This is a genomic window from Streptomyces sp. NPDC003042 (assembly GCF_053591315.1).
This window is the reverse complement of the sequence record NZ_JBSFTP010000008.1, coordinates 1-24,969: the sequence shown is the minus strand read 5'-3', so window position 1 is coordinate 24,969 and position 24,969 is coordinate 1. Positions and strand designations below refer to the sequence as shown.

Genomic DNA, 24,969 nt, shown 5'->3' with positions numbered 1-24,969 from the left:
AACCGCCGCCCCCACGGCCTCATCACCCGCCGTACGGGCGGGTGATGATCTCCATGCCGTGCCCGGAGGGGTCCGGGAAGTAGACCCCGCGCCCTCCGTCGTTGTGGTTGATCTCGCCCGGCTGCTTGCCGTGGGGATCGGCGAAGTACTGGATTCCCGCCGACCGGATCTTCTCGAAGGCCACATCGAACTCTTCCTCGGAGATGAGGAAGGCGTAGTGCTGCACGGTGATGGACTCGGCCGGGACGGTCGCGAAGTCCAGGGTGACCCCGTTACTGGTGGACACGGGGATGAACGGGCCCCATGAGGGGCCGACCTCGAGGCCGAGGACGTGCGCCAGGAATTCGGCGGACTCCCGGTTGTCCAGGGAGTGGATGATCGTGTGGTTCAGCTCGACTGCCATGGGTGATGCCTCCGCAAGGCATGCCACGGACACCTCCATGCCTCACCCGGTCGGTGACCGACACGCGATGCCGTCAATGCGATCGTAAGCACGCCGTCCCGGCGAAGTCCACCGGTAATCTCCGCCCCTCCCATGCCGCCCGTGGCCTTAGGCTGCCCTCCACAGCAGTGATCGCCAACTGGTCCTGGGGGACAGCGAGATGACACGTGCCGCACCTACCGGCAGCGGACACGGCCTGGGCACGATCCGGCAGCTGTGGCAGTTGCTCGAACCGATCCACGCCGTCGTCTACTTCGCGCCGGAGTCCTACGAGGAGGCCGGCTCTCTCGGCTACGACACCGGCGAGCGCTGGCCGCTGTACTTCGCCTTCCGCGCCGCACCCCTCGGCCAGGCCGGGCCGCGGTTCGTCACCGCCCTCTTCTACAGCTTCGCCCCGCCCATGGTGGAGCGCTACGTCGCCCGGGCCTGGCAGACCGCTCCGCCGGACCGGGTCCTCGCCGCCCGGACGGCCGCCACCGACCGCGCCCTGCGCTCGCTCCTCGGCCCACGCACCGCATCCGCGGACCTGGCCGAGGCCGCGCTGCTCGCCCGCCGAGCCGCCGAGGCCGCCCTCACCGCCGGCCGGCCACTGGCCGCGGCCAACGCCGCGCTGCCCTGGCCCGAGGCTCCCCACGCCGTGCTGTGGCAGGCGGCCACGATCCTGCGCGAGCACCGCGGCGACGGCCACATCGCAGCCCTCCAGGCCCACCACCTCGACCCGGTCGAGTCGTTGGTACTACAGGCAGGCGTCGGAGCCGCCCCGGCCGAGGCGTTCGAGGGCCGCCGCTGGGGGGCGGAGGACTGGAGCGCCGCCCGACACCGGCTCACCGACCGGGGCCTGCTGGCCGAGGACGCCTCGGCCAGCGCAGCGGGCCTGGCACTGCGCACCGCCGTCGAGAGGCTCACCGATGAACTGGCCTCAGCCCCCTGGGCCGGGCTGACCCCGCACGAGACGACCCGGCTCGCCGAACTGCTCCTCCCGCCCGTCCTCGACATCGTCGGCACCGGCCTGCTCCCGGCCCAGGGCACCCTCGGGATCGGTATGAAGTACGACTACGAGAACTGAGCCCCTCCCCCGCCCGTCCGCACGGCTCACCCCAACCGGACCACCACCTCCTGGCCGGCGCCCGCCATGGCGGTGAGATCCCCGAACCCGAGCCGCAGCCGCGCTCCCGTGACCGCCGACACCACGCTCGGCGGCCGGGACAGCACCGCGGCGACGGGCCGGTCCCACACCAGGGTCAGCGCGCTCAGTGCGCGGGCCGGGTCCGCCACGCACACCGCGGCCGTGCCGTCGTTTCTCACCCGCACCGTGACCGAACACGGCGCGCTCGCCTCCAGTGGGCCGACCACCCCGGCCGCCCAGAAGTTGGCGCCGGTGAAGCCGAGGGAGGGGACGGTCACGCCCTGAGCCGTCGCGGTGTTGGCGAGAACGGTCAGCCACCCCGGAGCGCCTGCCCGTGCCGCGGTCTGGGCCGCCGTGGCTCCGGGCAGCATCTGGTAGACGTACCCCGTGGCGGCCGGGTCGATGCCGTGGTCGTACCAGAGGGTGACGTAGCGCCGGGTCAGCGCGGTCGTCGACCCGCCCCGGTTCACCTCGCTCCACCGGCCGGTGCGTGCCTCCCGCAGGGCCTTGAAGGAGTGCGCACCCTGGAGGACGTATCCCCCGAACCCCGCCAGATGGGCCCATCCCGGGGCCGGGAAGGACGCGGACCAGCCCAATGTGGACGGCTGGACGCTGCCGCCGACGGTCAGGGCATGGGTGCCGGCGGCGCCCAGATTGCGGTTGTCGACGACCGTCTCGACCGCGGCGCCGTCCGAGGCACGGATCCCCGCCCCCAGGCAGACGACCGTGTCGGCGAGGAAGAACCAGGACTTGCGGGCTTCGAGGGTGCTCCCCAGACCGCGCAGGTGCTGGCCCACCGACGCGAACTCCCCGTCGGTCGTACCGCCCACCCACACCGCGTCCGGCCGAGAGGCGCCCCAGTCGCCGCCCGCGCCGTCGGCCAGGGCCCTGCGCGACACGGTGGTGCCGGGCAGCCGGTAGGGGTCGACCGTAGGCCAGAAGGCGTCCGAGTACTGGCCGTTGCCGTATGTCGACCCCCACCAGGAGAGCATTCCGCTGCCCGTGTGCCAGCCGCGCAGATTCTCGCCGTTGCCCGTCTCGTAGTGGGCGATCCGCCGCGAGGCCATGGAGAGCGAGGCGGTCCAGCCCGGCCGCCGGTGCGCGGCCCGGTCCATCGAGGCGAACAGCCGGTGCCCGACCGGCTCGGGCGACGCGGCCACCGACGGGTCGGCATCGACCTCCGCCAGCCGGGAGAGCGCGGACAGGCCGAGCGTCCTGTCGGCCAGGGGCCGGCTGTAGTAGTCCCGCGCGATCCAGCCCTTCACCAGTCCGCGCCAGCGGGCCCGCTCGGTGCTGCTCGCCCCCTCGGCGAGCAGCAGGATCCCTGCCAGCACGGCATGGCCCCGGGTGTGGTCGTCCTGCTGGACCGGGCGGGCGTCCGTGACGGACAGGCCCCGGCTGATCGCCCGGCCGGACACCGCGTCCATGACCAGTCCGTTGAACAGGAAGGGCGCCCAGGCCCGCTCCACGGCGTCGAAGACGATCTGTGCGGCAGGATCCGTGACCTGCCAGGGCGTTCCCTTCAGCAGGGCGAACAGCATGCCCAGTCCGCCCAGCAGCACCGCTCCGTACGTCCCGGTGTAGGGCACCCAGGTGTGCTGTACGAACGATCCGTCCCGATAGAGCCCGTCGCCCGCGGTGACGTACGGGAAGACCGGCGCGAGCGCCTCCCGGGCCAGGGCGATCTTCGCGGAATCCGCGCCGACCACCCCGCGCAGTGCCAGCACCCGGCACAGGTCGACCCGGTTCGCGCCCGTACTGGTCCCGCTGTACGAGGCGACGACCGAATCGGGCACGAAATGGTCCACGGCCGCGCAGAAATCGGCGCGGCGAGCCGCCGACAGCTCCCCGTCCAACAGGACGCAGAGGTCCAGCAGCGCCTGCGGCGCGCCGATCTGCCAGCAGTACCAGTTGCCGTACCGCACCTGGCCCGCGTGGTACACCCGCGCGTGCAGATGGTCCAGGCCGGTCAGCAGCGCCGCCAGCAGCCCGCCGTCCGCGGTGAGCCCGGTCCCGGGCCGGACGTAGGCCTCCGCCATCGTCCGCAGCCGGTAGTAGCTCAGCATCATCTTCTCGGGATCCGTGGCGAACCCCAGGTCCGGCCAGAGCGAACCGGGCGCCGGAGCCATGCCCGCGACCCAGCCGCGGGTTTGTTCACCCAGCTCGGCGAGGCGCGAGCGGAACGGCTCGGCCGTGGCAGGGAACTCTCTTCCCAGGACCAGGCCGCGCCAGGCCGCGCGCATCGCGTCGTGGACCTCGCCCCCGGTTTCGGCGCCCGCCCGGGCCGCGGGTGCGCCCAGAAGCAGCGCACCGCCGCCCGCAGCGGAGAGGAAGGCGCGCCGACTCCACACTTCTGTCATCGCATTCTCCTTGTCTGATCCGTACCGGTCCCCGGCCCGCTCTGTTCCTCACCTCACTCGACGTGAGCGCGATAGCGTTCGACCACCTCCTGGAGCACCTCGGAGCCCTCGCGTGCCCACAGAGCGGGATGGAAGATCTCCACCTCCACCGGTCCCCGGTAGCCGGCCTCGTCGGCCAGTTCCCGGAAGCCGCGCAGATCGACGCACCCGTCACCCAACTGCCCCCGGCCAAGCAGCACCCCCTCGGGAAGCGGGGTCACCCAGTCCGCCACCTGGACGGAGCAGATCCGACCGCCCGCACCCGCCCGGGCGAAGTCGACGGGCAGCCGCTCGTCCCACCACAGGTGGTAGGCGTCGGCCACGACGCCGACCTGAGCCGCGGGAAACTGCTCGGCGATGTCCAGGGCCTGTCCCAGGGTGGAGACGACACAGCGGTCCGCCGCGAACATGGGATGCAGCGGCTCGATCCCCAGCCGCACCCCGTACCCGGCGGCCCACGGCGCCAGCTCGCCCAGGATGTCGGCGATCCGCCGCCGTGCCCCCGCCAGGTCGCGCTCGCCCTCCGGCAGCCCGCCCGAGACCAGGACCAGCGTGTCCGCCCCCAGTTCGGCCGCCTCCTCGACAGCCCGCCGGTTGTCCTCGAGCGCGGCCGTCCGCCCCGCCGGATCGGCTGCCGTGAAGAACCCGCCACGGCACAGTGAGCTGACGCGCAGTCCGGCCCCGGAGACCAGCTTCGCCGTCTCCCGCACGCCGAACCGACGCACCGGGTCGCGCCACAGCCCCACCGCGCCCACCCCGGCCTCGGTGCACCCGGCCACCAGCTCGGGCAGCGACCACTGGCGGATCGTCTCCTGGTTGAGACTGAGCCGGACCGGAGCCGGCGCCCCCTTCACGAGGCCACCCCGTACACCCCGAGGAGCTGCCGCATCCTGCGCTCGGCCAGCTCCGGGTCGGGGAACAGGCCGAGCCGGTCGGCCAGTTCGTACGCCGTCGCCAGATGGGGCAGCGAGCGCGCCGACTGCAGCCCGCCCACCATCGCGAAGTGGTCCTGATATCCCGCCAGCCACGCCAGCAGGACCACCCCCGTCTTGTAGTAGCGCGTCGGCGGGGCGAACAGGTGCCGGGACAGCGCCACCGTCGGATCCAGCAGCTCGTGGAAACCGGCCGTGTCCTCACGGTCGAGGGCGATCGCCGCGCGCGCGGCGATCGGGGCGATCGGGTCGAAGATCCCCAGCAGCGCGTCGCTGGCCGACTCCCCGTCCCCGGCGATCAGCTGCGGATAGTGGTAGTCGTCGCCGGTGTAGCAGCGCACGCCCGCGGGCAGCCGCCGCCTGATGTCCACCTCCCGCCCCGCGTCCAGCAGCGAGACCTTGATCCCGTCCACCTTCTCCGGATTCTCCGAGATGACCTTCAAGAAGACCTCCGTCGCCGCGTCCAGGTCGTCGTGCCCCCAGTAGCCGGCCAGCTCCGGGTCGAACATCGGCCCCAGCCAGTGCAGTACGACGGGCCGGGCGCTCTGCCGCAACAGCCCCCCGTACACCGCCAGGTAGTCCTCGGGGCCCCGCGCCGCCCCGGCCAGAGCCCGGGACGCCATGAGCACGGCTCCCGCGCCGCAGGCCTCGGTGTGCGCGAGCTGTTCCTCGTAGGCGGCGGTGATCGAAGCGAGGGCGTGCTGCTTCCCCGGGGCCAGTTGATCCGTTCCGGCGCCGCACACGATCCGGCCGCCCACGGCCCGGGCCTCGCCCACCGAGCGGCGGATCAGCTCCGCCGCCGTCGGCCAGTCGAGGCCCATCCCGCGCTGGGCGGTGTCCATGGCCTCCGCGACCCCGAGTCCCTGAGCCCACAGCCGGCGGCGGAAGGCGAGGGTGGCCTCCCAGTCGACCACCGGCCCGCTGTCGGTGGACGCGCCGAGCGGATCGGCCACCACATGCGCCGCCGCGTAGAGGACACGGCTGCCGGCCGGGCCGCAGGTGAGCGGCGGGAGGGGATCGGTGGTCGGCCGGTGCAGGCGGAACCCGCCGTCCGCCGAGGGGAGCCGGATGCCGCTCACAGGGTCACCTCCGGCACCGGCAGGCGTCGGCCCTCGGCCGAGGAGCGCAGGCCCAGGTCGGCCAGCTGTACCCCGCGAGCCCCCGCCAGCAGGTCCCACTGCCAGGGTTCGTCCTGTACGACATGGCGAAGGAAGAGTTCCCATTGGGCCTTGAAGCCGTTGTCCGCCGGGCTGTTGTCCGGCACCTCCTGCCACTGGGAGCGGAAGGGCTCCGTCTGTGGCAGATCCGGATTCCATACCGGCTTGGGTGTCGCCCCGCGGTGCTGTATCCGGCAGCCCCGGAGCCCGGCGACCGCCGAGCCGTGCGTTCCGTCGACCTGGAACTCCACCAGCTCGTCGCGGTGTACCCGCACCGCCCAGGAGGAGTTGATCTGCGCGACAGCGCCGCCATCCAGCTCGAAGACGCCGTAAGCGGCGTCGTCCGCCGTGGCCTCGTAGGGCTTGCCCTCCTCGTCCCACCGGCGGCCGATGTGCGTGCGGGTGAGCGCCTGCACCGTGCGGACCCGGCCGAACAGCTCGTGCAGCAGGTACTCCCAGTGCGGGAACATGTCGGCGACGATGCCCCCGCCGTCCTCGGTCCGGTAGTTCCAGGAAGGGCGCTGCGCCGGCTGCCAGTCGCCTTCGAACACCCAGTAGCCGAACTCGCCGCGCACGGAGAGGATCTCGCCGAAGAAGCCGCCTTCGATCAGCCGCTTCAGCTTCAGCAGACCCGGCAGGAACAGCTTGTCCTGGACCACGCCGTGCTTGACCCCGGCCGCCGCCGCCAGGCGGGCCAGCTCCAGCGAGGACTCGAAGGTGAGGGCGGTCGGCTTCTCGCAGTACACGTGCTTCCCGGCCGCGAGGGCCTGCCGGATCGCCTGCTCCCGGGCGCTGGTCACCTGGGCGTCGAAGTAGATCTCCACCTCCGGGTCGGCCAGCACGGCCGCCAGGTCGGTACTGATGTGCTCCAGGCCGTGCCGCTCCGCGATGGCTCGGAGAGCCGCCTCGCGGCGCCCGACGAGCACCGGCTCCGGCCACAGCACCGTCCCGTCGCCGAGGTCCAGCCCGCCCTGCTCGCGCAGGGCGAGCAGGGACCGGACCAGATGCTGGCGGTACCCCATGCGTCCGGTCACACCGTTCATGGCAATTTTGATCGTCCTGCGCTCCATGGTCCCCCTCCTTCGTTCTCGGTTCTCGTCCCGTCCGACAGAAAAGCCATAGAAAGCGCTTTCACTCCGTTCAGGCTAGGGCTCGTCAGGCTCTCTTCGCAACACTCGTTCGGGGGATAGAAAGCGCTTTCTCCGTCGGAGAGTATGGAGCTCCACACACCGGATGAGACGATGACGCGGGCAGTCCGATCGGTCGGCCGAGGCGTCAGGAGGAGGGGTTCGTCATGGCAGTGACTCTTGCCGAGGTCGCGGCACACGCGGGCGTATCGCCCGCCACGGTCTCGCGCGTACTGAACGGCGGCTATCCGGTGGCCGGTGGCACCCGGACCCGGGTGGAACAGGCCGTCGAAGAACTCGGCTACATCGCCAACGGCCCCGCCCGCGCACTGGCGGCCGCCACCTCCGACCTCGTCGGCGTGCTGGTGCACGACGTCGCGGACAGTTTCTTCGGCATCCTCGCCGGTTCTCTCCAGAGCGCCCTCGACCCTTCCGGCCGAGGAGAGGCACGGCGGCTGGCCGTCGTCTGCAACACCGAGGGCGATCCCGCCGCCGAGCTGGCCTACCTCGCGCTGCTGGAGGGGCAGCGAGCAGGGGGCATCGTCCTCACGGGTGGCGCCGTCGAGGACCTGGAGCACACCACCGCGCTCGCCGCCCGCGTCGCCCGGATGGCGGCGAGCGGAGCGCCCGTGGTCCTGTGCGGGCGCCCGCCCCTGCCGGTGCCCCCCGCACTGCCCGTCGCCAGCGTCATGTTCGACGACCGCGGAGGCGCCTTCCGCCTCGCCGAGCACCTCCTGACACTCGGTCACCGCCGGATCGCCTACGTCGCGGGCCCACCGGGGCTCAGCACCACCCGGGAGAGGCTGGCCGGACACCACGCCGCCCTGCGACGGCACGACCCCGCCCTTTCCGATGCCTGCGCCGCTCTCACCCTGGACGCCGGGTTCGAGCGGTCGGCCGGCTATGACGCCACCCGCGAACTGCTCCGGCGCGGTGAGCCCTTCACGGCCGTCGCCGCGGCCAACGACACCGTCGCCATGGGAGTCGCCGCCGCCCTGCGGGAGGCGGGTCTGCGGATACCCGAGGACGTCTCCGTCGCGGGCTTCGACGATCTGCCGTTCTGTGTGGACACCGCTCCGGCCCTCACCACCGTCCGGGTGCCGCTGCGGGAGGCGGGCGTGCTCGCCGCCCAGTTGGTGACCGGCCGCCGGGCCCTGCCTCCGGGTGGCATCACCACCCTGCCCACCGAACTCATGGTGCGGGGCTCCACCGCTCCGCCCCGGGGCGAAGGGAGCAGGCCGTGAAGTACGCCTTCTCCACGCTGGGTATGCCCGGCACACCGCTCGGAAGGAGCGCCGCGCTGGCCGCCGAGCACGGGTACGACGCCCTCGAACTCAGAGCCCACCCCGAGGAGCCGCTGCATCCGCGGAGCGCGGGCGGGGAGCGGGCGGCGGGGCTGCGGGAGGTCACCGGCGCGGGCGTGAGCATCCTGGGCGTGGCGGGCTACGCCCAGGTGGCGGCGCCCGGCGCGGACGGGCCGGTCCTCGACGAGCTGCGGGCCCTGGTCCGGCTCGCCGCCGATCTCGAAGCCCCGTACGTGCGCGTCTTCCCCGGTGGGGGCACGCTGCCCGCGGAGCAGGCCGATGCCAACGCCGTGCGCCGGCTGCGGGAGGTGGCGCCGTTCGCCGAGCGGCTCGGGGTGCGGATCCTGCTGGAGACCCATGATTCCCATCGCACCGCAGAGGCCGCCGCCCGGGTGCTCGACGCGGTCGGACATCCCGGAGCGGGCGCGCTGTGGGACGTACTGCACACCTGGCTGGGAGCTGAGCCGCCGGCCGAGTCGCGTCGGCTCCTCGGCAACCACCTGGGCTACATCCAGGTCAAGGACGTGGCGTCCGCGCGGGACCTCACCCCGCTCGGCCTCGGCGCCGGAGTGCTGCCACTCGGCGAGGCGGTGGCGGTCGCGCCGCCCCGCGGCTGGTTGTGCTGGGAGTACGAGAGACGTTGGTACCCCGAGGCGGGTCGGCTGGAGGGCCGGCTCGCGGGGGGCCGCGAGTACCTGGAGCGGCTGGCGGCTCATGGCCGTCAGGCGGAGTAGGCCAGGCGGCCCGGATCCACGGCGAAGCGGAAGGCCAGGCCTCGGGCGTACCGCTCCAGCTCCTCGACGGCGGTCGTCGCCAGCCGGTCCAGCTCTCCGCCGAGGGAACCGGCCACATGGGGGGTGAGCAGCACGTTGGGCAGGTCGAACAGGAGCGAACCGGCGGGCAGGACCTCGGGCTCGGTGTGGTCGAGCACGGCATGCAGCCGACCGGCGACCAGTTCCTCGGTCAGCGCCGCCGTGTCGACGAGGGAGCCGCGGGCGGTGTTGACGAGCGTGGCGCCGTCCGGCATCAACGCCAGCCGTGAAGCGTTCATCAGATGACGGGTCTGGGGGAGTGCGGGGGCATGAAGACTCACCACATCGCTGCGGCGCAGCAGTTCGTCGAGGGCGCAGACCTCACCGCCCAGCGCCGCGAGCTCGGCCGGGTCGGCGTACGGGTCGTGCACGAGGACCCGCAGGTCGAAGGGGCGCAGCAGTTCCAGTACGCGGCGGCCGATGAGGGAGGCGCCGACGAGCCCCACGGTGCGCCTGTAGTTGCCGACGTCCGGGTAGCGGCCCAGCAGGTCGATCGGCCCGCGGGCGGCGCGGTAGGCGTGCGCCGCTTCCAGCACCCGCTTGTTGGCGAAGAGGATCGCGGCGAGCGTGTACTCGGCCACCGGCACGGCATTGGCGGCGGCCGCGCTGGAGACCAGCAGACCGCGTTCCCAGCAGGCGGCCGTCACATGGTGTTTGACGCTGCCGGCGGCATGGACCACGGCGCGCAGGCGCGGCATCCGCCCCAGCGCGTCCGCGTCGAGGGGCGGACAGCCCCAGCCGGTGAACAGCACCTCGGCGCGGGCGAGCCGGCCGTGGAGTTCCGGGTCGTCGTGGGCGAAGTCGGTGAGCAGCAGATCGGGATCCACGTCGGCGACCCGGACGAGCTCGGGCAGGACGCGACCGCTGAGGACGGCGGCCCGGGTTCCGGGGCTCATGGCGAGCACCGTGGCGGGCCGGTGCGAGGAGGGAGCGGGCTGGGTCACCGGATTTCTCCCAGGAAGCCCGGGCCTTCAGGCCGGGGAGGAATGGGTCCTTGGGGCGGGGGCGCGGAGCGCCGGAGGTTGGTTCGCATCTGGTCTGGCCTGCTCTTTCGGTTGTTGTCAGTGGTCGGGGAGAGGTTGTCGGGATGGCGACGACAGCGATGGTGGGGGATGCCGGGTATGCCCGGTGGACCTTCCGCGTCCGGCTGTCGTCTACTGCGCTCGCCGCCCCTGATGGTGGAGTGGGACCGGTGCCGGTGGATCTGGGACGAGTGCTGCGCGAAGTCGAAGCAGACGCATGAGTGGAACAGGGACCGGCCTGTGGGGACGGACAAGCGGATCTGCGGCCCGGCGCAGCTCGACAAGATGTTGACCGAAGCCCGCACCAAGAACACCTGGCTGCGCGAAGGGTCCTCGGTTCCGCAGCAGCAGTTGATCCGGGATTTCGGGAAGTCCCGCGCCAAGGCGCAGAAGGACGTCAAGGACCGGTTGCCGATGCGGCGGCGGGCCGGGATGCCGAGGTGGAAGAAGAAGCGGGAAGCGCGGCCGTCCCTCAACTACACCCTGCGCGGCTTTCGGTTGAAGGACGGACGCCTGCACCTGGCGGGCGGTATCGCCTTGACGGTGGTGTGGTCGCGGGACCTGCCCGCCGACCCGTCGTCCGTGCGCGTGTACCAGGACAGTCTCGGGCATTGGTACGCGAGTTTCGTCGTGCCCGCCGAAGCCGAGCCGCTCCCGGACACCGGTCGTGTGATCGGCATCGACTGGGGCGTACGCGAGACCGCGACCACCACATCCGACGACCACGACCTCCCACACCCCGAAGTCGGCAAGAAGGCCGCCGCCGGCCCCGCGCGCTATCAGCGGATGGCCCGCCGTAAGCCGGCGAAGGGCAAGCCCGGGTCGAAGGGCTACAAGCGGGCGAAGCTGCGAGTCGCGAAGTTGCATAAGAAGGTGGCCCGGCGGCGTCAGGACACCGGCCGTAAGTGGGCCAAGAAGGTCGTGCGCGACCATGACGCCCTGGCCGTGGAGGACTTCCGGCCGAAGTTCCTCGCCAAGACGACCACGGCCCGCAAAGCCGCCGACGCCGTGATCTCCGCGATCTCCGCGACGAAGGGGGCCCTGGTCGAGATGGGCCGCAAGCACGGCCGGACCGTGCACCTGGTCCACCCCGCGCACACCACCATGGACTGCGCACCGTGCGGAGCGAGAACCAAGCACGCACTGCCTCTTTCAGAGCGAACGTATGCCTGCGCCGTGTGCGGAGTCGTATCCCCCAGGGATAAGAACTCCGCCCGCGTGATGCTGGTCCGGGCTGGTCTCACCCCGGCTGGTGCTGATCGCGGAAGACCGGACCAGGCGCCGCCTGGCCTGGCAGCGTGAGCCAGAAATCCCCGATCAGCCCTGGAGGGTGAGGAATCCCCCCTCAGGGAGGGGAGGATTCAATGGACGGCTCCTGCGGTGAGACCCGAGCGCCAGAAGCGCTGGAGGCCGAGGAAGGCCAGCACGAGCGGGACGACGGCGACGAGTGAACCGGTGATCACCATGGGATAGAGCTCGGGCTGCTGGTAGACGCTGCGGTTCCACATGAACAGGCCCAGACTGACGGGGTAGAGCCGCTCGTCGTTCAGCATGGTCAGGGCGCCGTAGAAGTTGTTCCAGATGGCCGTGAAGGTGAACAGGAAGATCGTCACAAAGCCCGGCCACAGCATGGGGAACGACACGTGGGTGAAGACCCGTAGTTCACCCGCTCCGTCGACGCGGGCGGCGGCCAGCACCTCGTGGGGGACGTAACCGTCGGCGAAGACCCGGGCCAGATAGACGCCGAAGGGGTTGACGAGAGCGGGCACCAGGTAGGCCCAGTACGTGTTCACGGCGCCGGTGGCCGAGGCCATCAGGTAGAGCGGGAGCTGGAGGACGGTCGCGGGGACGAGGACGCCGGCGAGGACGACGCCGAACAGCGCCTCCTTGTTGCGGAACTCGTATGCGTGGAAGGCATAGCCGCAGGCCACGCTGATCAGGGCGGAGACGGTCGAGCCCACCACGGTGTAGAGGAGGCTGTTGCCGAGCCAGCGTCCGAAGATGCCGTCGTTGTACGTGAACACCTCGGCGAGATTGGTGAGGAGGTTGAAGTCGCCGGGGACGTAGGGGTCGGTGGCGAAGAGGTCCCGGCGGTTCTTGGTCGCGGCGAGCACCAGCCAGGCCAGGGGCATCAGGGTGTAGGCGGCGACAAGGAGCAGTGCGGCGTTGACGGCGGTCCGCGAGAGGAGGCCGCGGCCCGTGCGGCGCGGCGGTGCGGCCCGAGGAGTCAGGGTGGTGGCGCTCATGCGGACCTCCAGCGGTTGCCGAGTGTGGTGACGACGTAGGAGGCGGCGCCCGCGACGACGGCGAGGAGGAGCGCGCTCGCGGCCGCCAGGCCGTAGTCGTGGCCCTTGAACGCGGCGCTGAAGATGTACATGGTCGGCGACCAGGACTCGCCCATCTCGGTGGCGCGGAGCTGGAGCAACTGCGGGGCGTCAAAGAGCTGGACGGCGCCGACGCAGGTGAACAGCACGGTCAGGATGATGGTGGGCCGGATGCTGGGCACCTTGACCTGGAAGGCGGTGCGGACGGCTCCGGCGCCGTCCATGGTGGCGGCCTCCAGGGTCTCGCGGGGGACGGCCTGGAGCCCGGCGAAGAAGATGATCATGTTGTAGCCCATCCACTGCCAGGCCGAGATGTTGACGACCGACAGCAGGGCCTCGTCGCGGCCGAAGAAGTTCCAGGACACGCCGACGGTGTCGAGGACGTCGATGACGGGGCTGAGCCCGGGTGTGTAGAGGTAGAGCCAGATCATCGCCGAGATCAGCCCGGGTACGGCGTGCGGCAGGTAGAAGGCGATCTGGAAGAACCGCTTGGCGCGGGCCAGGGCGGAGTCGAGGAGCAGGGCGAGGAGCAGGGCTCCGCCGACCATGACGGGGATGTAGAGCAGGCAGTAGACGGCGACGTTGCGGAAGGAGGCGAGGAAGAGCGGATCGGTGAGGGCCTCGGCGTAGTTTCCCAGTCCGCTGAAGACCCGCTGGGTACCGCCGAAACCGAGGCCGGACTGCTCGTCGCGGAAGAGGCTCAGGTAGGCGGCGTACGCGACGGGAGCGACGGTGACGAGGGCGAAGAGGAGGAAGAAGGGGGCCATGAAGGTGGCGGCGGAGACGGTGGTCCGGCCGGGGCCCGGCTGCCTACGCGCGGTGCCGGCGCGGCCTGGGCCCGGGACGTCGGCGCCGGGGCCGGAGGCCGGGATGCCGAGGCCGGAGCCGGCGGCGGCTGCGGAACGGGGCCCGGCCGGGACGGGACTTCCCGATGCGGTCGGACCGGTGGACCCTGTCTTTGTGGGGTCAGGGTTCCCCGGTGTGGTCGGGCCGGAGTTGCCTGTTGGAGCCGGGCGGTGGCTTCGTGATGGCGTGGGGCCGGAGACCCCTGCCGTGGCTGGGCCGGGGCTTCCTGTCGCGGTCCGGCCGGAGCCGACTGTCGTTGCCGGGCCCGGGTTCCCCGGTGTGGTGGCGCCGGAGTCGCCCGTCGGGCCCGGGCGGTGGCTTTTTGATGTGGTCGCGTCGGAGGTCCCTGACGGGAGGGGGCCGTGGGCGGCGGGCATCAGCCGGCCAGGCCCAGGCCGCGGTCCTTGATGGCCTTCTCGGCGGCCGCCTGCCCCTCGGACAGGGCCTTCACCAGGTCGGCACCGGCCGCCCCCTGCGCCGAGTTGACCTGAAGGTGCACCGGCCCCCAGGTCCAGCCCGGCACGATCGTCCCCGCCGCCTCGTCGGCGAGGGCGTACGGGTTCTGCCCGTCGAAGTAGGAGGCGTCGAACAGCTTGGCCGCCTCCGCCCGCATCTCCCGGTTGGCCGGCAGGGCGCTGCTCGGCGCCTTCAGCGAGCTGAGCCGGGCCTGGATCGCCTCCGGCTCGGTCGTGACCCACTTGATGAACTCCGCGGCGGCCTTCGTCTGCTTGCTGCCCTTCGGCACGATGTACGAGGTGCCGCCGTACATCCCGGTGGCCGGCTTGCCGTCCCACGTCGGCAGCGGTGCGATGCCCCACTTCCCCTTCAGGGCCGGGTAGTTCGCGAGGAAGGTGCCCGCCGTCCACGCCGCGCCGATCACCGTCGCGACCTGACCGGAGCTGCGCTCCTTCGCCTCGCCCTCGCCCCACAGCGGGGTCTTCGAGGCCACTCCGGAGGCCATCAGTCCGTTCCAGTACTCCCCGACCTTCTTCGACGCGGGATCGTTGATGGCCACCTTCCACTGGTCGCCCTCGGTCCCGTACCACTTGGCGCCGGCCTGCCACGACAGCCCGGCCAGCACCGCGGGGTCGCCGCCGCCGAAGTTGGTGATCCGCACGGACGGATCGGCCTTGTTGATCTTCTCGCCGGCCGCCTTGTACTCCTCCCACGTCTTCGGCACGGCCACCCCGTGCTTCTCGAAGATGTCCTTGCGGTAGAAGAGTTCGAGGGGGGTGACGTCGAAGGGCACGGCCCACGTCCTGCCGCCCAGCTTCACGAGCGACTGGACCGCCTCCGGGAACTTCTCGGAGACGAGCTTGCCGGAGGTCGTGCTCAGGTCCTCCAGGTTGCCGCCGCTCGCGAACTCGGGGAGCGCGGAGTAGTCCATCGTCGCGATGTCGGGCGCGTTGCCGCCCTTGACGGCGTTCGCCAGCTTGGCCGCGCCGTCCGGCCCGCCGGGTATCGCCGAGAACGTCACCCGGATGTTCGGGTGCGTCTTGTTGAAGGCGTCGGCCGTCTGCTGCGCGCCCGCCGACGAGGACCAGTACGTGACGGTGACCGGCTGGTCCGCGGTGCCCTGTGAGACACCCGAGCCCGCCCCTCCCGCCGCCGGTTCCCCGCCGCACGCCGTGGCGAGCAGGGCCAGGGAGGCGATCGAGGCGGTCACGGCGAGGCGGGGCAGGCGACGGGAAAGGCGGAGGCTGCGCGTCATGAATCGGCTCCTACGGACGACCGCTGAAGGCGGCGGATGGGAGAACGCGGCCCATCTTTTGTGCGGACCGGCACACCGTCAAGAGCGAATGCGCAACTCGATCGAAACAATCAGTTCAAGCCGTTCGTCTCGTCCGTCCTGTCCCCTATGAGCGAATACTCAGTCGCGGCAGCAGTTCCAGATGCTGCCGGGGACTGTCGTCGTCCTCGCCCGTGAGCCGGTCCAGGAGCAGCGCCGCCGCTCGCGCGCCCACTTCCCGCTTGGCCGGAGCCACCGCCGACAGCGGTACGTCGGCCAGCCCGGCCACCTCGTCGTCGTACGTGATCACCGCCAGGTCCTCCGGGACCCGGACGCCGCGCGCTTGGAGCCGGGGGATCAGCATGATCGCGTCGGTGTCGCTGTGGATCAGGGCCGCGCTCACCCCGCCGGCCGTCACCGCGTCGCAGAGGTAGTCCAGGGTCCGCGCGAACCGGTCGGCGACCGACAGCCCGTCGGCACCAGAACCAGAACCGACCCCGGCTGCCGAAACCGAGCCCACCGCCGGCCACGGCGGCGCCGGTTCCAGCCCCAGCGCGGCCACGGCCGCCTCGAATCCGGCCCGTAGCCGGGTCGTCGTCGGGGTCTCCTGGCTGGCCAGCGCGATCCGCCGGTGCCCCAGCTCCACCAGGTGCTGCACCGCCCGCGCCGCCCCGTGCGCGTGGTCCGAAACCACTCGGTCCAGTGCCGCCGCCGGGTGTCCGGGCGGGGCCGACCGCTCCACCAGCACCGTCGGAACCCCCAGCTCCGCCGTCCATGCCCCCTCGCGGGGCCCGGCCGATCCGGCGTCCCAGTTCGGGGTCAGCAGCAGCCCGTCCGCCCCCGTGGACAGCAGCCGGTCGGCCTGTGTCCGGTCCTCGCCGGGCAGGTACCGGGTCAGCCCCACGGTCAGCCGCGCACCCCGCGCCTCGACCACCTCCCGCGCTCCCCGCACGACATCGGCGTAGTAGTACTCGGTGGTCGGCACGACCATCCCGATCACCAGACCGGCCCCCGCCGTGGACCGCCCGGCGGCGGCGACGGCGGCGGAGGCGAAGGAGGAGGAGGGGAGCGACGCGGTGACGGCCCCGGCGCTCCGCGGCTCGACGCGGCTGATCACCCCGTGCATCCGGTGGATCTCGCCGCGGGCGGCCATCGCCTCGATGTCCCGGCGCAAGGTGACGGGGGAGATGCCGAGTTCCTGGGCCAGGTCCACCACCCGCACACTGCCCCGGGCCCGGACGAGCGCCAGCACCTGTGCCTGGCGCTGGTCCACATGTGGTCTCACGATGTCCCCCTGGAGTCCTGGAGTCTGTCCGTTCACGTGCGTCGACGCCATCATAGGCAATCGAAACGATCGATTCGATCGAATCCGTTCAACTGGTCATTGACGGCGTGGTCGGCGCGTTCATATATTCGGCGGGTCCGCACCTCACGGCATCTCGACCCTCTCCCGGGAGTCAGCGCATGCTTGACCACGACCAGGACGGATTCCGCCGCGCAGGCAGCCCCCGGCCCCACCGCATCGTCTCGGGCGCCCTGCACTACTTCCGGATCCATCCCGACCTGTGGGAGGACCGGCTGAAACGGCTGCGGGCTCTCGGGGCCAACACCGTGGACACCTACGTCCCCTGGAACTTCCACGAGACCGCCCGAGGCAAGGCCGACTTCACCGGCTGGCGCGACCTCGGCCGCTTCCTGCGCATCGCCCGAGGTCTCGGCCTCGACGCCATCGTCCGCCCCGGCCCGTACATCTGCGCCGAATGGGACTTCGGCGGCCTGCCCGCCCGCCTCCTCGCCGTCGACGGCCTCAACCTGCGCTGCTCCGACCCCCGCTTCCTGGCCGAGGTCGACGGCTGGTTCGACCTCGTCGTCCCCGAGCTGCTGCCCCTCCTCGCGAGCCGCGGCGGTCCGGTGGTCGCCGTACAGATCGAGAACGAGTACGGCTCGTACGGCAACGACACCCGCTACCGCGCCCACGTCGAGCGGGCGTTGGTGGAACGCGGCGTCGACTGCCTGCTGTTCACCGCCGACGGACCCGAGGACGCCATGCTCCAGGGCGGCATGGTCCCCGGCCGCCTCGCGACCGCTACCTTCGGCGCCCGCCCGGCCGAACGCCTCCAGGTGCTGCGCCGCTACCAGCGCACAGGGCCGCTCGCCGCGATGGAGTTCTGGATCGGCTGGTTCGACCACTGGGGCGAGGACCACCACGTCCGCGCCGTCCAGGAAGCGGCCGACTCGCTCGACGAACTCCTCGCCACCGGCGCCTCCGTCAACCTCTACATGGCCCACGGCGGAACCAACTTCGGTTTCTGGGCGGGCGCCAACCACACCGGATCGCGCCCCGGTGACCCCGGCTACCAGCCCGCCATCACCAGCTACGACTACGACGCCCCGATCGGCGAGGCCGGTGAACTCACCGCGAAATTCCACGCGTTCCGCGAGGTCATCGGCAAGTACGTCCCCCTGCCCGACGGCCCGCTGCCCGAGCCGCCGCCCCGGATCACGCCGGCCCTCGCGACCCCGGCCGGCACCGCCCCCCTCCTCACCGCGCTCGAACTCCTCGGCGGCGCCCCCGTCCTGCGGCCCGCCCCCGAGTCCATGGAGAAGCTCGGCCAGGACCACGGCCTGATCCACTACCGCACCACCCTCACCGGCCCGCGCCCCGCCATGCCCCTGCGGATCGACGGGCTCGGCGACCGTGCGTACGTCTTCGCCGACGGCCGCCCCCTCGGCGTCCTCGACCGCAACACCCCCGACAAGGGTCTCGATCTCGCCGTCGACGAGGCCGGACTGGTCCTCGACATCCTCGTCCGGGCCCAAGGCCGGGTGAACTACGGACCGCTGCTCGACGACCGCAAGGGCATCTGGCGCGGCGTCCGCCACGGCCACCAACTGCTGTTCGAGTGGGAGATCCGGCCCCTGCCGCTCACCGACCTGACCGGCCTGGAGTGGTCGGCGGCCGGCCCCGAAGAGGCGAAGCCCGCCTTCCACCGCTTCACCCACGCCCTCGACGCGGAATCCGCCACCCCCGCCGCCCCCGCGGACGGGTTCCTCGACGTCTCGGACTGGGGCACCGGCCTGATCTGGCTGAACGGTTTCCTCCTCGGCCACTACGACACCCCCCGAGGCCCCCAGCGCACCCTCTACGCCCCGGGCCCGCTCTGGCGCGCCGGCGACAACGAGATCGTCCTCCTCGAACTGGAACGCCCCGGCACCGCACTGCCGCTGCGCGACCGGCCCCAGCTGGGCCGGCCCACGGTCGTCACCCTCCAGTGAGAGAAGATCGGCACGTGAAGCGCACGAGCACCCGCCTGGCCGACGGCCGCGAGATCCACTACTACGACACCGGGGACGGAGCGTCGCGCGCCGTCCCCGACACCCGCCCGCTCGACCCGGCCGGGCTTGCCGTCGCCTCCGAGGTACGCCGCGACCCGCTGCTCGGGGACCGCGTCGTCATCGCCTCCCACCGTCAGGGTCGCACCTACCATCCGCCCGCCGACGCCTGCCCCCTGTGCCCGTCCACCGGGGACCGCGCGAGCGAGATCCCGGCGCCCGACTACGAGGTCGCCGTCTTCGAGAACCGCTTTCCCTCCCTGGCGGGCGACACCGGCCGCTGCGAGGTGATCTGCTTCACCCCCGACCACCGGACCTCCTTCGCCGAACTCGACGAGGAGCGCGCCGCGCTCGTCCTGGCCGCCTGGACCGACCGCACCGCCGAACTCTCCGCGCGCGAGGGTGTCCGCCAGGTCTACTGCTTCGAGAACCGGGGCACCGAGATCGGCGTCACCCTCGCCCACCCGCACGGCCAGATCTACGCCTTCCCCTTCATCACCCCGCGCACCGCCCGCATGCTCGCCACCGTCGCCGCCCACCGCTCGCGCACGGGAGCCAACCTCTTCGACGAGGTGCTCGCCGCCGAGCGGGCCGAGCCCGCCGACCGGAGCCGACTGGTCCTCGAAGGCGAGCACTGGAGCGCCTTCGTGCCCTACGCCGCCCGCTGGCCGTACGAGGTCCACCTCTACCCGCACCACCGGGTGCCCGATCTGCCCGCCCTGGGTGACGCGGCGCGCGCCGAGTTCCCCCGGCTGTACCTGGAACTGCTGCGCCGCTTCGACCGGTTGTTCGGCAGACCCGAGCCGACCCCGTACATCTCCGCCTGGCACCAGGCCCCGACCGAGGAGGGCCGGGCGGACTTCGCGCTCCACCTGGAGCTCTTCACCGTCCGCCGCACCGCCGACAAACTGAAGTACCTCGCAGGCACCGAGTCCGGCATGGAGGCCTACATGAACGACGTCCGGCCCGAGGACGCCGCCGCGCGGCTGCGGGAGGTGGCGACCCCGTGAGCCGCACGGCGCGGGAGTTCCGGAAGCTGTACGGCAACCCTCCCGAGGGGGTCTGGGCAGCACCCGGCCGGGTCAACCTGATCGGCGAGCACACCGACTACAACGACGGCTTCGTCCTGCCCTTCGCCCTCGCGCAGCGCACGGAGGTGGCGGCGGCCCGGCGCACTGACGGGATCCTCAGGTTCCACTCCGCCGACATCCCGTCCGGCGTGGTCACCGTGGACCTCGCGGCGCTGGATCCGGCCCGCCCTCCGCAGGGCGTGGCGGGCTGGGCCGGCTACCCCGCCGGGGTGGTGTGGGCCCTAGTGGAGGCTGACCTTCCGGTCAGCGGAGTGGATCTGCACGTACGGTCCGACGTACCGGCCGGCGCCGGTCTGTCCTCCTCCGCCGCGCTGGAGGTGGCCACCGCCCTGGCCCTCGCCGACCTGTACGGGCTCGAACTCACCCGCCCCGAACTGGCCGCGCTCGCCCGCCGCGCCGAGAACACGTACGTCGGCGTGCCCTGCGGAGTCATGGACCAGATGGCCTCGGCCTGCGCCACCGAGGGGCACGTCCTCCACCTGGACACCCGCACCCTGGAACAGCGGCACATCCCCTTCGACTGCGCCGCGTCCGGCCTGCGCCTGCTCGTCATCGACACCCGGGTCAGGCACGACCTCGCCGACGGGGCCTACGCGGAACGCCGCGCCTCCTGCCACCGGGCCGCCGCCGCCCTCGGACTGCCCGCCCTGCGCGACCTCCCGTACGAGGAACTCGACCCGGCGCTGGCCCGGCTCGGCGACGACCCGGTCGGGCGGCGCCGGGTCCGGCACGTCGTCACCGAGAACGAACGCGTCCTACGGGTCGAGGAACTGCTCCGCGCCGGCAGGCTGCGCGCGACGGGCCCGCTGCTCACCGAGGGGCACGCCTCGCTGCGGGACGACTACGAGGTCTCCTGTCCGGAGCTCGACCTGGCCGTGGCCACCGCCAACGCGGCGGGCGCGTACGGGGCCCGGATGACCGGCGGCGGCTTCGGCGGCTCGGCGCTGGCCCTGATCGACGCGGACGCGGAGCCCGTGGTGACGCGGGCGGTGACGAAGGCCTTCGGCGAGGCGGGTTTCACCCCACCCCGCATCACGGCCGCGACCCCGTCAGCCGGAGCGGTGCGCCTGCGTTAGCCAAGGGCGCCCTTCTCCACAGTGAGCGCCCGGCCTTGCTCTTCTCACGTGGTCCGGCCGGGACGGACACCGGCCGGACCACGCGCACGGTCATCGCCGCGCTCCCTCGAACCGATGTGCCTAGACTGGCCACTTGGCCACTTGGCCACGTGGCTGGTCATGTGCCGGACGAGTGCGGAGGAACGACACGCATGCGCTATCTCCCCCTGGGCGGTTCAGGCCTACAGGTCTCGGCGGTCGGGCTCGGCTGCAACAACTTCGGCCGCACCCTCGACGCCCAGGCCACCCGCGCCGTCGTCGACGCCGCGCTCGACGCGGGCATCACCCTCCTCGACACCGCCGACATCTACGGTGGCCGCGGCGGCTCCGAGAGTCACCTCGGGCAGGCCCTCAAGGGGCGCCGGGACCAGGTCGTTCTGGCCACCAAGTTCGGCTACAGCGGCATGGACATGGAATACGGACCCGCCGCCGGAGCCCTCGGTGGCCGCGCCTACATCCGGCGGGCCGTCGAGGAGTCCCTGCGCCGCCTGGGCATCGACCACATCGACCTCTACCAGCTGCACAGCCCCGACCCGTCCACCCCCATCGCCGAGACGCTCGCCGCGCTCACCGAGCTCGTCACCGAGGGCAAGGTCCGCTACATCGGCCACTCCAACTTCACCGGCTGGCAGCTCGCCGAAGCCGCCCACACCGCCCGCGAGACGGGCGCGGCGCCCTTCGTGTCGGCGCAGAACCACTGGTCGCTGCTGGAGCGTTCGGCCGAGCGGGAGCTGGTCCCGGCCGCCGTGCACTACGGCGTCGGCGTACTCCCGTACTACCCGCTCGCCAACGGCCTGCTCACCGGCAAGATCCGCCGCGGCGCACCCGTCCCGGCCGGCTCGCGCCTCGACGGCGCGGATTCGTACGTCACCGACGAACGCCTCGACGTGGTCGAGGCACTCGCCACGCTCGCCGAGAAGCACGGCCGCAGCATCCTGGAGCTGGCCATCGGCTGGCTTTCCGCCCAGCCCGGCTGTGCGTCCGTCATCGCGGGCGCCACCTCCGCCGAGCAGGTACGCGCCAACGCGGCCGTCGCCGACCGCCCGCTGGAGGCCGAGCTGCTGGCCGAGATCGACGCCGTGGCGGGGGCGCCCGCCTGAGCCGGCCGGGTCCGGTCGGACCGCCCCGGCCGGACCCGGGGCGGCCTCAGGCCCGACCGCGTCAGGCCCGACCCCTCAGGCCCGACCGCCTCACGATGTGATGTCCTTCCGGGAGAACCCCCGGAACGCGAGCGCGAACAGCACCAGCGCGTACGACACCGACACCGCCGTGCCCTTGATCATCCCGCCCCACTCCAGCTGCGGCTGCAAGGCGTCCGCCCACGCGAACTGCCAGTGCGCCGGCAGGAACTCCCGCCACGACCCGAGTGCGGTCACCGCGTCGAGCACATTGCCGACGATCGTCAGCCCGACCGCTCCGCCCACCGCGCCCAGCGGCGCGTCCGTCCGCGTCGACAGCCAGAACGCCAGCCCGGCCGTGACCAGCTGCGACACGAAGACGAAGGCCACGGCCAGAGCGAGCCTCGTCGCCGTGTCCCCGGCGGGCAGCGCGCCACCCGTCGGCAGCTTCAGCGGCCCCCACCCGTACGCGGCCGTGCCCGCCGCCAGGGCCACCACCGGCAGCAGCACGATCGCCGCCAGGCTGAACCCGAGCGCCACCACCAGCTTGCTCCACAGCAGCCGCGCCCGCGGCACCGGCGAGGCCAGCAGGTAGCGCAGCGAGGACCAGCCGGCCTCCGAGGCCACCGTGTCCCCGCAGAACAGCGCCACTGGCACCACCAGCAGGAAGCCCGCCGAGACGAAGAGGCACGTGGCCGCGAAGTTCGCGCCCGAGGCCGTCGCCGTGTCGATCAGGGTGATCCGGCCGTTCCCACCGCCCGGGCCGTCGTCGGGCCCGCCGCCCACCGCGAAGGCGATGATCATGACGAACGGCAGCGCGGCCAGCACCCCGGCCATCACCAGCGTCCGCCGTCTGCGCCACTGCCGCAGCGCCTCCACGCGCAGCGGCAGCGTGCGGCTCGCCCGGTAGCCGGGGGCCACCTCCTGGACTTCCTCGACGGCACTCATGCCGGACCTCCGATCAGGGTGAGGAACGCGTCCTCCAGCCGCCGGTGCGGCCCCACCGCGGACACCGGCACCTCCAGCCGGACGAGTTCGGCGATCAGCCCGGCGGGCGTCGCGCCGTCGAGCCGTACGAGCAGACCGTCGTCGGCGGCCACCACGGAACCCACGCCCTCCAGTGCCCCGACCTTCTCCAAGGTCATCTCGTCCACCGGCCCCTCCAGCGCGACCAGCAGGGTGTCCCCGCCGCCGGTGATCTCGGCGACCTCGCCCGCCGCCACCCGCCGCCCCCGGTCCATGACGACCAGGTGCGTACAGGACTGCTCCACCTCCGACAACAGGTGGCTGGAGACGATGACCGTCCGCCCGCCCGCGGCGTAACGGATCATCACGTCCCGCATCTCCCGGATCTGCGGCGGGTCCAGACCGTTCGTCGGCTCGTCGAGGATCAGCAGATCCGGCATCCCGAGCATCGCCTGCGCGATGGCGAGGCGCTGCCGCATGCCCTGCGAGTACGTGCGCACCGCGCGCTCCAGCGCGTCGCCCAGCCCGGCGATCTCCAGGGCCTCGGCCAGGTGCGCATCCTCGGCGGGACGGCCGGTGGCCTGCCAGTACAGCTCCAGATTGGCCCGGCCCGTCAGATGCGGCAGGAAACCGGCGCCTTCGACGAACGCCCCGACCCGCGACAGCACCGGCGCTCCGGCCCGGATCGGATGCCCGAACACACGGATCTCCCCGGCGTCCGGCGAAATCAGCCCCATCAGCATCCGCAGGGTCGTGGTCTTCCCGGCGCCGTTGGGTCCGAGCAGGCCCAGTACCTGGCCCTTCTCCACCCGGAACGACAAGTCGCGCACCGCGTACCGGTCCCGCGCCTTGGCGTAGCGCTTCGTCAGCCCCGTGATGTCCAGGGGTACGTCGGCCAGCGCGGCGTCCGGCTGCGCCGCGCCCGCCCGCGCCCCCGTCCCCGCGCGGTCCCCGCCGTTCCGCCGGATCCCCAGGAGCCCCGCGGCCAGGGCCAGCGCCGCGAGCGGCAGCCACCAGGTCCAGGCGGGCAGCTCGGCCGTGGCCGTCCGTACCCCGTCCGCGACGGGCACGGCCAGCGGGCCCCGCGCCGAGACGGTGTAGGTGGCCGGCACGGCCGGGGAGGCGTAGCCGAGGTCGGTGGCGGCGACCACGAGCCGCAGCCGGTGGCCGGCCTGTACGGAGTGGTCGATCGCCGGGAGCCGCAGCTCCACGGACTTGCCCTGCCCGGCGTCCGTCACCCGCACCGGCGCGACCAGCTGACTGGGCAGCACCTGCTGCCGCCCGTCCGGCCCCACGTCGTACACCTTGCCGAACAGCACCGCCGAACCGTCCGCAGCCGTCGACCTCACGTTCAGGGTTACGGTCGGGGTCCCGGTGACCCGTACTTCCCCGGCCAGCGGCTCCGACTCGAAGCGGGCGTTCTGCCCCGGGAAGTCCATGGAAAGCCCGGCTCCGAAGGAGGCGAGCTGTCCGCCGATGCCGGGCAGCGAGGACAGCGCGGGCGGGGTCCCGCCCGCCGGGTTGGTGAAGGTCTGCTCACGGCCGGCCAGCGCGAACGGGCGCGGACCGGAGACGAGGCCGGGGTAGCCGTCGGCGCTCGCGCCGCGCAGCTTGATCTCCCCGTCGGTGGAGTCGATCCCGCCGGAACGCGAGACGCGGAAGACCGGGCCGGTGTCGACGCCCTCGTCATCCTTCAGGTAGCGGTCGAACCAGGCGGCGACCCGGGCCTCGATCCGGTCGGACTCGCGCATGCCGCCGTCGTGGCCGCCCGCCGCCCAGTCCACGGAGACGGGAGCGCCGTTGGCCGCGATGGCCCCGGCCATGGCGTCGGCCTGGTCGAGGGGGAAGAGGGAGTCGTCCTGCCCCTGCACGATCAGGGTCGGCACCTTGATCCGGTCGCCGACCGCGGAGGGACTGCGCCGCTCCAGCAGCTCGCGCGCCTCGGCATCGGGCTGCCCGGCCACCGCGACACGCTCGTACATGGCGCACAGCTGCGGCTCGAACCGTCCGCACCCGGGTGCGGACGCTCCCGCGCCGGCGGGCGGGTGCGCCGGCTGGAGGCCCAGCGGGCCGCCGGTCCCCATGACCGGACGGCGACCCGCTCGCGCGGCCTCGGGGGGCCGGCG

19 protein-coding genes and 1 pseudogene are annotated in these 24,969 nt (G+C 72.5%); 8 read left to right on the top strand and 12 right to left on the bottom strand.

Going from position 1 to position 24,969, the window contains the following annotated elements; translation table 11 throughout:
* Positions 1-22: 22 nt before the first annotated feature.
* Positions 23-403 (bottom strand): VOC family protein, encoded by a 381-nt coding sequence (locus ACWDYJ_RS06660; protein WP_451564377.1) that lies wholly within the window; start codon positions 401-403, stop codon positions 23-25.
* 199 nt (positions 404-602) lie between these two features.
* Here ACWDYJ_RS06660 and ACWDYJ_RS06655 point away from each other — a divergent pair, with 199 nt between their 5' ends.
* Complete coding sequence (locus tag ACWDYJ_RS06655) at positions 603-1,508, top strand: SCO6745 family protein (protein WP_451564376.1); 906 nt, start codon at positions 603-605, stop codon at positions 1,506-1,508.
* A 26-nt stretch (positions 1,509-1,534) separates the two neighbouring features.
* Here the strand turns inward: ACWDYJ_RS06655 and ACWDYJ_RS06650 are convergent, their stop codons facing one another.
* Genes ACWDYJ_RS06650 through ACWDYJ_RS06635 form a run of 4 tightly spaced genes read right to left on the bottom strand, consistent with a single transcriptional unit; the run spans position 1,535 to position 7,126 of the window.
* Positions 1,535-3,928 (bottom strand): polysaccharide lyase 8 family protein, encoded by a 2,394-nt coding sequence (locus tag ACWDYJ_RS06650; RefSeq protein WP_451564375.1) that lies wholly within the window; start codon positions 3,926-3,928, stop codon positions 1,535-1,537.
* A 53-nt stretch (positions 3,929-3,981) separates the two neighbouring features.
* Positions 3,982-4,821 (bottom strand): sugar phosphate isomerase/epimerase family protein, encoded by an 840-nt coding sequence (locus ACWDYJ_RS06645; protein WP_451564374.1) that lies wholly within the window; start codon positions 4,819-4,821, stop codon positions 3,982-3,984.
* A complete protein-coding gene (locus ACWDYJ_RS06640; RefSeq protein ID WP_451564373.1) occupies positions 4,818-5,978 on the bottom strand; it encodes a dihydrodipicolinate synthase family protein in 1,161 nt (386 codons plus the stop codon). Before ACWDYJ_RS06640 ends, ACWDYJ_RS06645 begins: the two co-directional genes overlap by 4 nt.
* Positions 5,975-7,126 carry a Gfo/Idh/MocA family protein gene (locus tag ACWDYJ_RS06635; protein ID WP_451564372.1) on the bottom strand — a complete coding sequence of 384 codons (1,152 nt, stop codon included), beginning with the start codon at positions 7,124-7,126 and terminating at the stop codon, positions 5,975-5,977. Before ACWDYJ_RS06635 ends, ACWDYJ_RS06640 begins: the two co-directional genes overlap by 4 nt.
* 224 nt (positions 7,127-7,350) lie before the next feature.
* On the opposite strand from ACWDYJ_RS06635, the gene ACWDYJ_RS06630 reads away from it, so the two are divergent.
* A complete protein-coding gene (locus tag ACWDYJ_RS06630) occupies positions 7,351-8,427 on the top strand; it encodes a LacI family DNA-binding transcriptional regulator (protein WP_451564371.1) in 1,077 nt (358 codons plus the stop codon).
* Positions 8,424-9,221, top strand: a complete 798-nt coding sequence (locus ACWDYJ_RS06625; protein ID WP_451564370.1) for a sugar phosphate isomerase/epimerase family protein — start codon at positions 8,424-8,426, stop codon at positions 9,219-9,221. The genes ACWDYJ_RS06630 and ACWDYJ_RS06625 overlap by 4 nt, the downstream gene beginning before the upstream one ends.
* Here ACWDYJ_RS06625 and ACWDYJ_RS06620 read toward each other — a convergent pair.
* Positions 9,209-10,195 carry a hydroxyacid dehydrogenase gene (locus ACWDYJ_RS06620; protein ID WP_451564369.1) on the bottom strand — a complete coding sequence of 329 codons (987 nt, stop codon included), beginning with the start codon at positions 10,193-10,195 and terminating at the stop codon, positions 9,209-9,211. The two genes, ACWDYJ_RS06625 and ACWDYJ_RS06620, sit on opposite strands and share 13 nt — an antisense overlap.
* 191 nt (positions 10,196-10,386) lie before the next feature.
* On the opposite strand from ACWDYJ_RS06620, the pseudogene ACWDYJ_RS06615 reads away from it, so the two are divergent.
* Positions 10,387-11,623: pseudogene (locus ACWDYJ_RS06615) on the top strand (RNA-guided endonuclease InsQ/TnpB family protein).
* A 59-nt stretch (positions 11,624-11,682) separates the two neighbouring features.
* Here the strand turns inward: ACWDYJ_RS06615 and ACWDYJ_RS06610 are convergent.
* From ACWDYJ_RS06610 to ACWDYJ_RS06595, 4 genes are all read right to left on the bottom strand, one after another.
* On the bottom strand, positions 11,683-12,567 hold the full coding sequence (locus tag ACWDYJ_RS06610; RefSeq protein WP_451564368.1) for a carbohydrate ABC transporter permease: 885 nt from the start codon (positions 12,565-12,567) through the stop codon (positions 11,683-11,685).
* The gene (locus ACWDYJ_RS06605; RefSeq protein ID WP_451564367.1) at positions 12,564-13,412 is read right to left on the bottom strand and encodes a carbohydrate ABC transporter permease; all 849 of its coding nucleotides are present in this window, start codon (positions 13,410-13,412) and stop codon (positions 12,564-12,566) included. Before ACWDYJ_RS06605 ends, ACWDYJ_RS06610 begins: the two co-directional genes overlap by 4 nt.
* 455 nt (positions 13,413-13,867) lie before the next feature.
* Positions 13,868-15,202: an ABC transporter substrate-binding protein gene (locus ACWDYJ_RS06600; protein WP_451564366.1), complete on the bottom strand. Its 1,335-nt coding sequence runs from the start codon at positions 15,200-15,202 to the stop codon at positions 13,868-13,870.
* A gap of 145 nt (positions 15,203-15,347) precedes the next feature.
* Positions 15,348-16,505 (bottom strand): substrate-binding domain-containing protein, encoded by a 1,158-nt coding sequence (locus ACWDYJ_RS06595; RefSeq protein WP_451564365.1) that lies wholly within the window; start codon positions 16,503-16,505, stop codon positions 15,348-15,350.
* 179 nt (positions 16,506-16,684) lie between these two features.
* Between ACWDYJ_RS06595 and ACWDYJ_RS06590 the strand changes: the two genes are divergently transcribed.
* The 4 genes from ACWDYJ_RS06590 to ACWDYJ_RS06575 all read left to right on the top strand — a co-directional run bounded on the left by ACWDYJ_RS06590 (position 16,685) and on the right by ACWDYJ_RS06575 (position 21,859).
* Positions 16,685-18,496 (top strand): glycoside hydrolase family 35 protein, encoded by a 1,812-nt coding sequence (locus ACWDYJ_RS06590; RefSeq protein ID WP_451564364.1) that lies wholly within the window; start codon positions 16,685-16,687, stop codon positions 18,494-18,496.
* A gap of 14 nt (positions 18,497-18,510) precedes the next feature.
* Entirely contained in the window at positions 18,511-19,563 is a 1,053-nt protein-coding gene (galT, locus tag ACWDYJ_RS06585; RefSeq protein WP_451564363.1) for a galactose-1-phosphate uridylyltransferase, read from the top strand.
* Entirely contained in the window at positions 19,560-20,720 is a 1,161-nt protein-coding gene (galK, locus tag ACWDYJ_RS06580) for a galactokinase (protein ID WP_451564362.1), read from the top strand. Before galT ends, galK begins: the two co-directional genes overlap by 4 nt.
* A gap of 191 nt (positions 20,721-20,911) precedes the next feature.
* Positions 20,912-21,859 carry an aldo/keto reductase gene (locus ACWDYJ_RS06575; RefSeq protein WP_451564361.1) on the top strand — a complete coding sequence of 316 codons (948 nt, stop codon included), beginning with the start codon at positions 20,912-20,914 and terminating at the stop codon, positions 21,857-21,859.
* Positions 21,860-21,949: 90 nt separating this feature from the next.
* On the opposite strand, the gene ACWDYJ_RS06570 is transcribed toward ACWDYJ_RS06575, so the two are convergent.
* Both ACWDYJ_RS06570 and ACWDYJ_RS06565 read right to left on the bottom strand, forming a co-directional pair.
* Positions 21,950-22,825 (bottom strand): ABC transporter permease, encoded by an 876-nt coding sequence (locus ACWDYJ_RS06570; protein ID WP_451564360.1) that lies wholly within the window; start codon positions 22,823-22,825, stop codon positions 21,950-21,952.
* On the bottom strand, positions 22,822-24,969 hold a 2,148-nt coding region (locus ACWDYJ_RS06565), incomplete at its 5' end, for an ATP-binding cassette domain-containing protein (protein ID WP_451564359.1). The genes ACWDYJ_RS06565 and ACWDYJ_RS06570, both read right to left, overlap by 4 nt.

Excerpts from the sequence above, each read along its gene's own strand:
- ACWDYJ_RS06660 (WP_451564377.1), bottom strand. The coding sequence starts at position 403 with ATGGCAGTCGAGCTGAACCACACGATCATCCACTCCCTGGACAACCGG.
- ACWDYJ_RS06655 (WP_451564376.1), top strand. The coding sequence starts at position 603 with ATGACACGTGCCGCACCTACCGGCAGCGGACACGGCCTGGGCACGATC.
- ACWDYJ_RS06650 (WP_451564375.1), bottom strand. The coding sequence starts at position 3,928 with ATGACAGAAGTGTGGAGTCGGCGCGCCTTCCTCTCCGCTGCGGGCGGC.
- ACWDYJ_RS06635 (WP_451564372.1), bottom strand. The coding sequence starts at position 7,126 with ATGGAGCGCAGGACGATCAAAATTGCCATGAACGGTGTGACCGGACGC.
- ACWDYJ_RS06630 (WP_451564371.1), top strand. The coding sequence starts at position 7,351 with ATGGCAGTGACTCTTGCCGAGGTCGCGGCACACGCGGGCGTATCGCCC.
- ACWDYJ_RS06620 (WP_451564369.1), bottom strand. The coding sequence starts at position 10,195 with ATGAGCCCCGGAACCCGGGCCGCCGTCCTCAGCGGTCGCGTCCTGCCC.
- ACWDYJ_RS06610 (WP_451564368.1), bottom strand. The coding sequence starts at position 12,567 with ATGAGCGCCACCACCCTGACTCCTCGGGCCGCACCGCCGCGCCGCACG.
- ACWDYJ_RS06605 (WP_451564367.1), bottom strand. The coding sequence starts at position 13,412 with ATGGCCCCCTTCTTCCTCCTCTTCGCCCTCGTCACCGTCGCTCCCGTC.
- ACWDYJ_RS06600 (WP_451564366.1), bottom strand. The coding sequence starts at position 15,202 with ATGACGCGCAGCCTCCGCCTTTCCCGTCGCCTGCCCCGCCTCGCCGTG.
- ACWDYJ_RS06590 (WP_451564364.1), top strand. The coding sequence starts at position 16,685 with ATGCTTGACCACGACCAGGACGGATTCCGCCGCGCAGGCAGCCCCCGG.
- ACWDYJ_RS06575 (WP_451564361.1), top strand. The coding sequence starts at position 20,912 with ATGCGCTATCTCCCCCTGGGCGGTTCAGGCCTACAGGTCTCGGCGGTC.
- ACWDYJ_RS06570 (WP_451564360.1), bottom strand. The coding sequence starts at position 22,825 with ATGAGTGCCGTCGAGGAAGTCCAGGAGGTGGCCCCCGGCTACCGGGCG.